This is a genomic window from Streptomyces sp. (assembly GCF_035644915.1).
Lineage (GTDB): Bacteria > Actinomycetota > Actinomycetes > Streptomycetales > Streptomycetaceae > Streptomyces.
In genome coordinates this window covers 1-11122 of record NZ_DASQNP010000162.1, presented here as the reverse complement: position 1 = coordinate 11122, position 11122 = coordinate 1, and the positions used below count along the sequence as shown (strand labels likewise).

9 protein-coding genes are annotated in these 11122 nt (G+C 73.4%); 1 reads left to right on the top strand and 8 read right to left on the bottom strand.

Going from position 1 to position 11122, the window contains the following annotated elements; all coding sequences use genetic code 11:
* Positions 1–326: 326 nt before the first annotated feature.
* Positions 327–989: a TetR/AcrR family transcriptional regulator gene (locus tag VE546_RS18285; RefSeq protein ID WP_324923623.1), complete on the bottom strand. Its 663-nt coding sequence runs from the start codon at positions 987–989 to the stop codon at positions 327–329.
* Between the two features lie 100 nt (positions 990–1089).
* Between VE546_RS18285 and VE546_RS18280 the strand changes: the two genes are divergently transcribed.
* Positions 1090–3285 carry an MMPL family transporter gene (locus tag VE546_RS18280; RefSeq protein WP_324923620.1) on the top strand — a complete coding sequence of 732 codons (2196 nt, stop codon included), beginning with the start codon at positions 1090–1092 and terminating at the stop codon, positions 3283–3285.
* Between the two features lie 120 nt (positions 3286–3405).
* Here VE546_RS18280 and VE546_RS18275 read toward each other — a convergent pair whose 3' ends face one another.
* The 7 genes from VE546_RS18275 to VE546_RS18245 all read right to left on the bottom strand — a co-directional run bounded on the left by VE546_RS18275 (position 3406) and on the right by VE546_RS18245 (position 10643).
* The gene (locus tag VE546_RS18275; RefSeq protein WP_324923618.1) at positions 3406–4239 is read right to left on the bottom strand and encodes an ABC transporter ATP-binding protein; all 834 of its coding nucleotides are present in this window, start codon (positions 4237–4239) and stop codon (positions 3406–3408) included.
* A complete protein-coding gene (locus VE546_RS18270; RefSeq protein ID WP_324923616.1) occupies positions 4226–5167 on the bottom strand; it encodes an ABC transporter permease in 942 nt (313 codons plus the stop codon). The genes VE546_RS18275 and VE546_RS18270 overlap by 14 nt, the downstream gene beginning before the upstream one ends.
* A 92-nt stretch (positions 5168–5259) precedes the next feature.
* Positions 5260–6132 carry a glycosyltransferase family 2 protein gene (locus tag VE546_RS18265; protein WP_324923624.1) on the bottom strand — a complete coding sequence of 291 codons (873 nt, stop codon included), beginning with the start codon at positions 6130–6132 and terminating at the stop codon, positions 5260–5262.
* A gap of 81 nt (positions 6133–6213) precedes the next feature.
* The gene (locus VE546_RS18260) at positions 6214–6999 is read right to left on the bottom strand and encodes a CDP-alcohol phosphatidyltransferase family protein (RefSeq protein WP_324923614.1); all 786 of its coding nucleotides are present in this window, start codon (positions 6997–6999) and stop codon (positions 6214–6216) included.
* On the bottom strand, positions 6977–8038 hold the full coding sequence (locus tag VE546_RS18255) for an iron-containing alcohol dehydrogenase family protein (protein ID WP_324923612.1): 1062 nt from the start codon (positions 8036–8038) through the stop codon (positions 6977–6979). The genes VE546_RS18260 and VE546_RS18255 overlap by 23 nt, the downstream gene beginning before the upstream one ends.
* The gene (locus VE546_RS18250; RefSeq protein ID WP_324923610.1) at positions 8026–8775 is read right to left on the bottom strand and encodes a phosphocholine cytidylyltransferase family protein; all 750 of its coding nucleotides are present in this window, start codon (positions 8773–8775) and stop codon (positions 8026–8028) included. The genes VE546_RS18255 and VE546_RS18250 overlap by 13 nt, the downstream gene beginning before the upstream one ends.
* Positions 8772–10643, bottom strand: coding sequence for a DUF5941 domain-containing protein (locus tag VE546_RS18245; protein ID WP_324923608.1), 1872 nt, complete (start codon positions 10641–10643; stop codon positions 8772–8774). Before VE546_RS18245 ends, VE546_RS18250 begins: the two co-directional genes overlap by 4 nt.
* Positions 10644–11122: the final 479 nt, after the last annotated feature.

The following is an 11122-nucleotide window of genomic DNA, read 5'->3' as shown; positions in this document are numbered from 1 at the left end:
ATGCGCCGCCCGTTGCCATCGTCGTCACCTTTCCGTCTCTCCACCCGAATCACGGCCGCGCCGCCGCACGGCACCGCGGCGTCCGGGAACGCCGGCGGCAGGGGCGCCGGCGGCACTCCGCCCGCGGCGTCCGCGGCCTCCGGGACGCCGCCACCTGCGACGTCTGCGGCGCCGAACATCCTATTTCGGGCGTACCACGCGGACGCTCCGCTGTTCGGCCGACCGGGGGGCGCGCCCGCCCGGTGCGCCGATCACCGGCACCGGGTCAGCTTACGTCCTGGGCGGGGACGGTCCGCGCCGCGGGTCCGGCGGACCGCCGCCGGGACTCACTCCGGGGCCGTCAGCCCCCGGACGATCGTGGTGACGGCCTGCGCCACCACGGTGTCGCGCTGGTCCGCGGGGAACCGGACGAGCGGCCCCTCCAGGAAGAGCATGGCCAGGCCGTGCACCGTCCCCCAGGCCGCGACCTCCGCGCCGGGGCGCCGGGCGGCGGGCATCCGGCCGGTGGTGACGAGGGTGTCCAGGGCCTCGACCAGGAGCCGGTAGGAGGCGTACATCCAGGTGTCCGGGTCCGGGTCCGGGCCGGCCTCACCGGTCCCGTCCCTCGTCAGGGGGGTGAGGCAGAAGGCCGTGCGGAACAGGCCGGGTTCGGCGAGGGCGAAGCGGACGTAGCCGAGCCCGAGGGCCTTGAGGCGCTCCACGGCGTCCACGCCCGCGTCCCCGGTGCTCTCCACGGCCCGGACGGACCGCTCCATCGTCTCCGCCAGCCGCCGCTGTCCGCGTTCCTTGACCGCGTGCAGCAGGTCGCCCTGCCCGGCGAAGTGGCGGTAGGCGGCGGTGGGCGAGACGCCGACCCGGCGGGCGGCGGCGCGCAGCACGACGGCCTCGGGTCCGCCGTCGCGGGCGAGGTCGGTGGCCGCCTCGATGAGCGCGTTGCGCAGGTCGCCGTGGTGGTAGCCGCTCTTGCCGGTGCCCTCGGTTCGCATCATTCGATACTGCCCGATGTTGACAGCATTAACATTCCCTGGCGATACTCGATGTTGACGCTGTAAACATCCTACGGCGCACCCGGAAAAAGGGGGAAGAGCCATGTTGTCCCGCATCGCAGACCTGGTGCTGCGCCGCACCAGGGCCGTACTGCTGGCCTCGCTCGTCGCCGCGCTCGCCATGGCGGCCGTGGGCTTCGGGGCGTTCGGCAAGCTCCAGAACGGAGGGTTCGAGGACCCCGACGCGCCCTCCAGCCGTGCCGCCGCCCTGATCGAGGAGGAGTTCGGCGGCCAGACCAACCTCGTGCTGCTGGTGCGGGCCGACGGCGGACGGCTCGACTCCCCCGCCGTCGAGCGGGCCGGCCGGGAGCTGACCGCCGGGCTGAAGGACGAACCGGGCGTCACCGGCGTCGTCTCCCACTGGGACGCCGGCGGCTCCGCGCTCACCTCGCGGGACGGCGACCAGGCGCTGGTCCTCGCCCATGTGGAGGACGGTGCCGCGGACGCCGTCGCCGAGCAGTGGACCGGCGACCGGGGGGCCGTCACCGTCCGCGCGGGCGGCACGGCCGCCGTCGGAACCGACGTCACCTCCCAGGTCTCCCGGGACCTCGCCGTCGCCGAGGCGATCGCCGTCCCCGTCACCCTCGTCCTGCTGGTGATCGCCTTCGGCAGCCTCGTCGCCGCGCTGCTGCCGCTGGTCATCGGGCTGATCGCGATCCTGGGCACCTTCGCCGAGCTCTTCGTGCTCGGCAGCCTCACCGACGTCTCCGTCTTCTCGGTCAACCTCACCACCGCGCTCGGCCTCGGCCTCGGCATCGACTACGGCCTGCTGCTGGTCAGCCGGTTCCGCGAGCGGCTCGCCGAGGGCGACGAGGTCCCGGACGCGCTGCGCACCACCGTGGCCACCGCCGGCCGCACCATCGCCTTCTCCGCCGCCACCGTCGTCGCCGCGCTCGCCGCCCTGCTCCTCTTCCCGCCCTTCTTCCTGCGCTCCTTCGCCTACGCGGGGATCGGCGTGGTGGTGATCGCCGCGATCGGCGCGCTGGTGGTCGTCCCGGCGCTGCTGGCCGTGCTCGGCCACCGCGTCAACAACGGCCGGCTGCCGTGGGCGGAGACCGTGCGCCGTCCCGACGCACCGGTGTGGGGCCGTCTCGCCGCGGCCGTGATGCGCCGTCCCGCGCTCACCGCCCTGCCGGTCCTCGCGGTGCTGCTGCTCGCCGCGAGCCCGCTGCTGGGCGCCACCTTCGGCAGCCCCGACGAGCGGGTGCTGCCCGAGGACGCCCAGAGCCGCCAGGTGGCCGCCGCCCTGGCGGAGGACTTCGAGGGCAACGACGCGGCGGCCGTCCAGATCGTCACCACCGGGCCGGTGGGCCCCGCCGACCTCGGCGCGTACGCCACCGCCCTCTCCCGCCTCGACGGCGTGGTCCGCGTCCAGGCCTCCACCGGCACCTACCACGAGGGCCGGGCCGCCGCGCCGGGCCCGGTGAACGCCGCGCTCGCCGGCGACGACGCCCAGCGGCTCACCGTCACCGCCGATGCGGCGCCCAAGTCCGGGGCGGCCCAGGAACTGGTGCGCGACATCCGCGCGGTGCCCGCGCCCGACGGGGTGGAGGCCCTGGTCGGCGGCGCGGACGCCCAGTTGGTGGACACCAAGGAGTCGATCGGCGACCGGCTGCCGGCGGCCGTCGCCTGGGTGGCCCTGAGCACCTTCGTCCTGCTGTTCCTGTTCACCGGCAGCGTCGTCCAGCCGCTGCGCGCGCTGGTCCTCAACGCCATCAGCCTCACGGCGGCGATCGGCGCGATGGTCTGGGTCTTCCAGGAGGGGCACCTGTCCTCGGTGCTGGGCTTCACCCCGATGCCCATGGACACCTCGATGACCGTGCTGCTGTTCTGCATCGTCTTCGGCCTGTCGATGGACTACGAGGTCTTCGTCACCAGCCGGATCAAGGAGCTGCACGACGCGGGCGAGGACACCGGAACGGCCGTCGCCCGCGGGCTGTCGCGGACCGGACGGATCGTCACCATGGCGGCGGGCCTGCTGGCGGTGAGCTTCTTCGCCTTCGGCACCGGCGAGATCAGCTTCCTGCAGATGTTCGGCCTCGGCAGCGGCCTGGCCATCCTGATCGACGCGGTCGCGGTGCGCGGTGTGCTGGTCCCGGCCGCGATGCGGCTGCTGGGGCGCGGCGCCTGGTACGCGCCGAAGGCCCTGCGTCGGCTGCACGACCGGGTGGGCCTGGCGGAGGGCGCCGCTCCCCCGGCGCCCCCGGCCGCCTCCCGGCGCGAGCCCGCCGGGGTCTGACGCCCGGCACCCCCGGACCGGGGGACCGGGGGTGCCGGCCGCGGGGAAACGGTGGGGAAACGGTTCGGCCCCGCACCCTTCTTCTTCCGGGTGCGGGGCCGAACCGCGTCGGCGCGGGGCCTACTTGCCGGTGAACTCCTCGTACGCCTTGAGCACCTCGTCGGTCGGGCCGTCCATGCGCAGCTCGCCGCGCTCCAGCCACAGCACCCGGTTGCAGGTGTCCCGGATCGACTTGTTGTTGTGGCTGACCAGGAAGACCGTCCCGGCCTCCTTGCGCAGCTCGCGGATGCGGGCCTCGGAGCGCTTCTGGAACTTCTTGTCGCCCGTGGCCAGCGCCTCGTCGATCATCAGCACGTCGTGGTCCTTGGCGGCGGCGATGGAGAACCGCAGCCGGGCCGCCATGCCGGAGGAGTACGTGCGCATCGGCAGGCTGATGAAGTCGCCCTTCTCGTTGATGCCGGAGAAGTCGACGATGTCCTGGTAGCGCTCGCGGATCTCGGCCAGGGACATTCCCATCGCCAGCCCGCCCAGTATGACGTTGCGCTCGCCGGTCAGGTCGTTCATCAGCGCCGCGTTGACGCCCAGCAGCGAGGGCTGGCCGTCGGTGTAGACCTTGCCGCGCTCGGCGGGCAGCAGGCCCGCGATGGCGCGCAGCAGCGTCGACTTGCCCGAGCCGTTGGAGCCGATCAGGCCGATCGCCTCGCCCCGGTAGGCGACGAAGCTCACCCCTTTGACGGCGTGCACCTCGCGCACGTTCCCGCCCGGCTTGCGGCGCAGGATCCGGGCGAGGGCGGCGGTGGCGCTGCCCTTGCCCCGGGCGCCCCCGTAGACGCGGTAGACGATGTGCAGGTCGTCGGCGATCACGGTCGGACGCCGCTCGCCGCCCGCCCCCGCGCCGCCCTGCGCCGACGAGGCGGCGGCGCTCTTCTCGGGGCTCTTCTCAGCCACGGCCATACCGCTCCTCCGCCTTCCAGAAGTACACGAAACCGCCGATGCCGATGACCAGGGCCCAGCCGGCGCCCAGCAGCCACAGGTGTCCGGGCATGCCGTGGTGGTGCGGTCCGTCGATCAGCGCGTAGCGCACCAGGTCCATGTAGACGGCCGCCGGATTGGCCATCAGCACGTCGGCGAACCACCCGGGGAGCTCGGTGTGCTTGTTCAGCATGTAGTCCAGCGGGAACATCACGCCGGAGGCGTACATCCAGGTGCGCAGCACGAACGGCATGAGCTGGGCCAGGTCCGGGGTCTTGCTGCCCAGCCGGGCCATGATCATCGCCAGGCCGGTGTTGAAGAGGAACTGCAGCATCAGGGCCGGGACCACCAGCAGCCACAGCGGCCCCGGGTAGTGCCCGAAGGCCACCAGGATCGCGACCAGCACGATCATCGAGTACAGCAGTTGCTGGAGCTGCTGGAGGGAGAAGGAGATCGGCAGCGAGGCCCGGGGGAAGTGCAGGGCCCGCACCAGTCCGAGGTTGCCGGAGATGGAACGGACCCCGGACATCACCGAGGTCTGGGTGAAGGTGAAGACGAACACGCCCGTCACCAGGAACGGGACGTACTCGTCGTTGCTCATCCCGCCGCGGCCGCCGAGCAGCACGCCGAAGATGAAGTAGTACACGACGGCGTTCAGCAGCGGGGTGAGGACCTGCCACACCTGGCCGAGCCTGGCCTGGCTGTACTGGGCGTGCAGCTTGGCCCGGGAGAAGGAGAGGATGAAGTGCCGCCGCGCCCAGAGCTGCCGGACGTACTCCACCAGGGAGGGCCGCGCCCCGCTCACCGTCAGGCCGTACTTGGCGGCGAGTTCGGCCGGGGACAGACCGTCGTCTGGGGAGCGCGGGGGCTCGCTCGTCGCGATCGCACCGTCGTGCGTTGTCTCGCTCACGTTGAAACTTTCGTCCTCGCAGTGCACAGCCGGGATGGGGTGAGTACAGCGGGCCCCTGTCACCGGACCCGATGCTCTCAGACACGAGCTTGTCAGATGACGGGTGGCCGACCCAGTCGGGTCAGACGCCACACCGTACGCCACTTCATGGGGCGGCGTGGACCGCAGGGGGTGGTCCAGCCCTCCCTGAAACCACCCAGCCAGGCGCGCAGCGCGGGCCGCGAGGGACGCCGGGCGAGGGTCAGCAGCAGCCAGACGCCCAGGTAGAGGGGGATCAGCGGGACGGGCAGGTTGCGCCGGGCCAGCCAGACGCGGTTGCGGGCGACCATCCGGTGGTAGACGGCGTGCCTGCTGGGGAGGGTGGTGGGGTGGTGCAGCACCATGTCGGCGCGGTAGTCGATCATCCACCCCGCGTTCAGCGCCCGCCAGGCCAGGTCGGTCTCCTCGTGGGCGTAGAAGAACTCGTCCGGCAGCCCGCCGACCTCCTGGAAGACCGTGGTGCGCACGGCGCAGGCGCCGCCGAGGAAGGTCGTCACGCGCGAGGAGCGCATCGGGTCCGACGCCCGCAGCCGCGGTACGTGGCGGCGCTGGGTCCGCCCGGTGTCGGGGTCGGCGATGCGGAAGCTGATGATGCCCAGCTCCGGGTCGGCGGCGAACGCCTGACGGACCAGTTCGGCGGTGTCGGTGTTGGGCAGCAGCCCGTCGTCGTCGAGGAAGAGCAGGACGTCCACCTCGCTCCCGCCCGGCCCGAACGCCTCGACGCCGACGTTGCGGCCGCCGGGGATGCCGAGGTTCTCCGGCAGCTCCACCGTCCGCACGCCGTCGGGCAGTTCGGGCAGCGGGGCGCCGTTGCCCACGACCACGACCTGGACCGGGTCGCCGTCCTGCTTGGCGACCGAGTCCAGCAGGGCGCGCAGCTCCTCGGGGCGGTTGCCCATGGTCAGGATGACCGCCCCCAAGGTCAGGGGCCTGTCCTCCGCGCCGGTCTCCGCGTCCGTCATCTCACTCACCGTTCCTCGCCACCGCTCGCCGTCCCCGCCGCCGGGTCACCGCAGCCTGCTCGACGCCAGGATGGACACCAGGTGCAGCAGCGTCTGGAGGACGGCGATGCCCGCCAGGAGCGCGACCCCGAACCGGGTGAGGAACAGGTCGCCGCGCACCGTGTCCGCCACGGCCACCAGCAGGATCAGCAGGGACGCCTCGACCCCGCCGACCAGCCGGTGGAACTTCAGTGCCGCCGCCGCCCGGCGGGCCAGCGCCAGCTTCGAGGAGCGGGGCACCGCCGCCTCGTCCTTGACGGCCGGCAGGCCGCTGCGGGCGCGGGCCACGTCCACCAGGTCGGTCTCGGCCTTGATGAGGATGGCCCCCAGCGCGGCCACGGTTCCCAGGAAGGCCCACATCCACTCGGTGCCGGCGCCCTCGGTGTGGAAGACGTCCGCGGCCCGCACGCCGAAGCCGACCAGGAGCGCGGCCTCGGCCAGGTAGTGGCCCACCCGGTCCAGGTAGACCCCGGTGATGGAGGTCTGCTTGCGCCAGCGGGCCACCTCGCCGTCCACGCAGTCCAGCAGCAGGTAGAGCTGGATGAGGAGGGCGGCGACCAGGGCCCCGGCCAGGCCCGGCACCAGCAGCACCGCGCCGGCGGCCACGCCCGCGACGACCATCAGGTAGGTGAGCTGGTTGGGGGTTATCCGGGTGTTGACCAGGTGCCGGGTCCAGCGCAGCGAGATCTCCCGCATGTACAGGCGTCCGGCCCAGTGCTCGCCGCTGCGCCGGTCCTTCACCCCCGCGGGGTGCACGACCGGGCGGAGTTCAGCTACTGATGGCTTTGACATAGTCGGCGTACGCGTCCCTGATCTGGTCGGTGGACAGGTCCAGGTGCTCGAGGATCGTGTAGCGCCCGGGCCGGGTCTGCGGCGCGTACTCCACCGCCCTGACGAACTCCTCCTCGCTGAAGCCGATCTCGCCGGGCAGGACGGGCAGGCCGTGTCTGCGCAGCACCTCGACGATCAGCCGCGTCTGCTCGTGCGCCCCGCGCAGGTGCATCGCGAAGGCGGCGCCCAGCCCGCACTGCTCGCCGTGCGCGGCGGCGCGCTTGGGGTAGAGCAGGTCGAAGGCGTGGTTGATCTCGTGGCAGGCGCCGGAGGCGGGGCGGCTGTCGCCGGCCACCGACATGGAGATGCCGGTCAGCACCAGTCCCTCGGCCAGCACGGTGAGGAACTCGTCGTCGCCGCAGCCGCCCGGGTGACGCAGCACCGCCTCGCCGGCCTGGCGGGCCATGGCGGCGGCCAGTCCGTCGATCTGCTCGCCGGTCTCCCGGTGGGACAGCTCCCAGTCGGCGACGGCGGAGATGTTGGAGATGACGTCCCCGACGCCGGAGCGGACGAAGCGGATCGGGGCCTCGCGGATGACGTCGAGGTCGATGACGATCGCGATCGGGTTCGGCACGCCGTACGAGCCGCGGCCGGCGTCGTTGTCGAGCGTGGCGACCGGGGAGCACAGGCCGTCGTGGCTGAGGTTGGTGGCGACGGCGACCAGCGGCAGGCCGATGCGCGCGGCGGCGAACTTGGCACAGTCGATGATCTTGCCGCCGCCCATGCCGACGACCGCGTCGTAGTGCCGGGACTTCATGGCGTCGGCGAGCTTGATCGCGTCGTCCAGGGTGCCGCCGCCGACCTCGTACCAGTCGGCCCCCGGCAGCGCCGGGGCGAACCGGTCGCGCAGGGCGGCGCCCGAGCCGCCGCTGATGGCGATGGCGAGCTTGCCGGAGGCCGAGATGCGCTGGTCGACCAGGAGTCCCGCCAGGTCGTCCAGCGCGCCGGGCCTGATGTCGACGACGACCGGCGACGGGATGAGCCGGGTCAGTACTGGCACGCGATCTCCCGCGCCTTGTTCAGGTCGTCGTGGTTGTCGATCTCGACCCACTTGACCTCGCCGATCGGGGCGACGTCGACGGTGAAGCCGCGGTCCACCAGCTCCTGGTAGCCGTCCTCGTAGTAGAGCTGCGGGTCGCGCTCGTAGGTGGCCTTCAGGGCGTCGGCCAGGTCGTCGGCGGCCTCGCCCTCGATGAGGGTCACGCCGATGTACTCACCGGTGGCCTCGGCCGGGTCCATCAGCTTGGTGATCCTCCGCATGCCCCGGCCGGGCTCGACGACGACCTTCATCTCCTCGTCGGCGAGCTTCTTGACCGTGTCGAGGGCCAGGATGATCTTCTGGCCCTTCCCGCGGGCGTCCAGCAGCGTCCGCTCGACCGAGACGGGGTGCACGGTGTCGCCGTTGGCCAGGATGACGCCCTCCTTGATGACCTCCCGGGCGCACCACAGGGAGTAGGCGTTGTTCCACTCCTCGGCCTTGTCGTTCTCCACCAGGTGGAGGGTGACGCCGTACTTCTTCTCCAGGGCGGCCTTGCGCTCGTAGACGGCCTCCTTGCGGTACCCCACGACCACGGCGACGTCGGTCAGGCCGACCTCGCGGAAGTTGCCGAGGGTGAGGTCGAGCACGGTCGTCGTGCCCTCGCCCTCCGGGTCCACCGGCACCAGGGCCTTGGGAAGGGTGTCGGTGTAGGGGCGCAGACGCCGTCCGGCGCCGGCCGCCAGCACGAGGCCGATCATGCGGGTTCTCCTGTTTCGTCGTGTACGGCGGGTGCTTGCGAGGACACCCAGAAGCGGACGCTCTCGGCGAGCACCGTGAGCGCCAGGGCCCCGGCCAGGGCCGTGAGCGCGATCGTGAACCCCTGGCTCCCGGCCCACAGGGCGGCGGCGGCCGTGATCACCAGGACGCGTCCCTCGTGCCCGCCGGCCAGCCGCACCAGCCAGTGCGGAGGGGCGCCGGTGCCGCCGCGGATGCGGTACACCGTGTCGTAGTGATGGTAGGCGACCGCCGCCACCAGCCCGAAAGCGGCAGGCAGGGCGTCGTTCGCTCCCGAACGGGCGGCCAGCACCAGGATCACGGTGTACTCGGCCGCGCGGAAGAGGGGCGGCACCAGCCAGTCCAGCGCGCCCTTCAGGGGCCGGGCGACGGCCAGGGCGGCCAGGACGGCGTACCCGAGGGCGGCCACAAGCGGCCAGGGGCCGCCCACCGGGGCCCGCAGCGCGGTGACCACCAGGACGGACGCGCCCAGCAGGGCGAGGACCGGGGCGGCGGAGCGCGGCAGCCGCAGTTTCCGGAAGGCGGCGGCCAGGCCCTCGGCCAGCGGCCCGGAGTCGGCGAGGTCGGCCAGCGCCCGGGCGGCGCGGTCGGTGCGCTCGGCCCTGCGGGTGAGCGAGCGCAGCACCCGTCCGGCGGTGGTGTAGCAGGCGGCGAACGCGCAGCCGGCCAGCAGCACCGTGAAGGTGGTGCGGGGGGTGGTGAGCGCGGTGAGGAGCGCGATCAGCGCCCAGCGCTCCCCGATCGGCAGCACGATCATGCGGCGGACCCAGACCGTCCAGCCGACGCTGTCCAGCTTCCCGGAGAGGGCGGCGGTGGGGCTGGTGTTGCCGGTCGCGTCATGGTTGGCCTCGTTGAAGGCGAAGTCCACCACGTGGCGGCAGGTCTGGAGCACCATCGCGCCCAGCGCCAGCGCCCACACGTCGTCGCCGCCGCGGGCCGCGCCGAGCGCCAGGCCCGCGTAGTACGCGTACTCCTTGGCGCGGTCGAAGGTGGCGTCCAGCCAGGCGCCGAGGGTGGAGTACCGCAACGCGTAGCGGGCGAGCTGGCCGTCGGTGCAGTCCAGGACGAACGAGGCGATCAGCAGCACCCCGGCGGCGACGAAGCCGCCGCGCGTGCCGGTGGCGGCACAGGCCGCCGCGACCAGCGCGGTCAGCAGCGAGGCGGTGGTCACCTGGTTGGGGGTCAGTCCGCGCCGGGCGCACCAGCGGGCGAGGTAGCGGGAGTAGGGGCTGATGAAGAAGGTGGTGAAGAAGCCGTCGCGGGACTTCACGGCCGAGCGCAGCCGTACGGCCTCCTCGTCGACGGCCGCCACGGCCCGCCGGGCCTCCTCGCGCGCCGCCTCGTCGGCGGGCACGGCGGCGACGAGCACCCCCAGCTCGGGCCGGTGCACCGCCGGTGCTCCGGCGTCGGCGTCGAGCGCGGCGGCCACCCGGTCGGGGAGGCCGTCGGATTCCGGCTCCGGCGCGGTGGCGTCCGCCCCGGCTTCGGCGGTGCCCCGCCCGGCGGCGACCGGGGCGGCCGGGCGGGCCGCGGCGGTCGCGGCCGTCACGGCCCGGGCCAGGGCGGCGCGGGCCGCGGGCTGGGCGGTGACGGCGCCCGGTACCGCCGCGGCGGGGAAGCGCGGGTCGGTCAGGGCCAGGCGCAGGCTGTGCAGGTGGCCGACGAAGCGCGGGTCGACGAGGGCGACGCGCTCGCCCGCCGGGACGGCGGCCAGGGCCGTCTCCACCCCGGCGGCGTCGGCCGCCACCCGCACGTCGAACCCCAGCGACCGCAGATCGCCCTCCAGGGGCGCCCCCGCGACCGGTGGACCGGTGAGAATGGCGGTCGACAAGAACGAACTCACTCCTTGGAAGCCGTGCTGTCCGCGGCGCGGTCCCTGCGGGCGGCATCCGGGCAGCGGTCACCGTGCGCCATCACCCGTTCGGGGCAGGCGGCACGTGGCCAGAGGTTATCGGATCGGCGGAAGCGGCCGTTCACCACGGATTCACCGAAGAGGGGTTGCCCGCCGTCGCGCACCGTCGCCCAGCATCGTCGATCATGACCGCCCGCACAAGGACCGTCCTCGCGGCGACCGCGGCCGTCCCGGCCGGGAGGGTGGTCCGGCTGCGGGCACGACATGGCTGATCACCGGCCGGGCGGGACACACCGGCGGGCATGTGACGCATGCCCTGGCGGGGGCCGGCGAGGCGGTCGTCGGCCCGGCCGTCTCTCCAGCGGCCCGCCGGAGCGGCTGCCGCCGAAGGCGCCCCCGGCGCGCGGCACGGTCCGGACCGCGCACTGCTGGACCGCGTGATCGCCGTCCACGGCGCC

What these genes read in the sequence shown, in the direction of transcription:
- VE546_RS18285 (WP_324923623.1), bottom strand. Translation starts at nt 989, where the DNA reads ATGATGCGAACCGAGGGCACCGGCAAGAGCGGCTACCACCACGGCGAC.
- VE546_RS18280 (WP_324923620.1), top strand. Translation starts at nt 1,090, where the DNA reads ATGTTGTCCCGCATCGCAGACCTGGTGCTGCGCCGCACCAGGGCCGTA.
- VE546_RS18260 (WP_324923614.1), bottom strand. Translation starts at nt 6,999, where the DNA reads ATGTCAAAGCCATCAGTAGCTGAACTCCGCCCGGTCGTGCACCCCGCG.
- VE546_RS18250 (WP_324923610.1), bottom strand. Translation starts at nt 8,775, where the DNA reads ATGATCGGCCTCGTGCTGGCGGCCGGCGCCGGACGGCGTCTGCGCCCC.
- VE546_RS18275 (WP_324923618.1), bottom strand. Translation starts at nt 4,239, where the DNA reads ATGGCCGTGGCTGAGAAGAGCCCCGAGAAGAGCGCCGCCGCCTCGTCG.